Source organism: Pseudomonas sp. 30_B, from assembly GCF_017491605.1.
Taxonomy (GTDB): Bacteria; Pseudomonadota; Gammaproteobacteria; order Pseudomonadales; family Pseudomonadaceae; genus Pseudomonas.
Map to the genome: position 1 here is coordinate 1 of NZ_JAFGYY010000255.1, position 481 is coordinate 481.

The 481-nt window shown below is 73.0% G+C and carries 2 protein-coding genes; both read right to left on the reverse strand.

Going from position 1 to position 481, the window contains the following annotated elements; all coding sequences use genetic code 11:
- Positions 1-188: hypothetical protein (locus tag J5M67_RS28160; RefSeq protein ID WP_207888639.1), on the reverse strand; the 188-nt coding region annotated here is incomplete at its 3' end.
- The coding region (locus J5M67_RS28165; protein ID WP_207888640.1) for a FliH/SctL family protein at positions 185-481 on the reverse strand (297 nt) is incomplete at its 5' end. The genes J5M67_RS28165 and J5M67_RS28160, both read right to left, overlap by 4 nt.

The window sequence follows — 481 nt, forward strand, 5'->3', positions numbered from 1 at the left end:
TGCTGGATCAGCGCGCCCGACGCGCCGCGCAGCTCGCAGAGCTCGCCGAGCGTCGCTTCGAGGCCGACCACGCGCACGAGCGTGCCGATCACTTCGAGCACCTTGCCGGTCATGCCGACGGCGGGCTCGATCGCGAGTCGGGCGGCCATCGCGTCGGCGACGCGGGACAGATCGGCCAGCGCGTTCATGCGCGCCCCGCGTCGTCGAGCGCGCGGGCGAGCGCCGCGCGGATCGCGTTCAACTGGGTATCGAGGCTCGCGTCGACGGTGCCGAAATCGGATTCGCACACGCAGGTGCCGCGCGCGACGCGCGGCTCGACGACGACATCGACGGGCACGTTGCGCCCTTGCCGGCGCCATGCGTCGGCAAGCAGGCCGAACTGCTCGCGCGCCGCGTCGTAATCGGCGTCGCACACGCGCACCGTCAGATAGCTCGCGCCGGCGACGACGCGCTCGATCGTCTGCGCCGCGCGCGCGAAGAG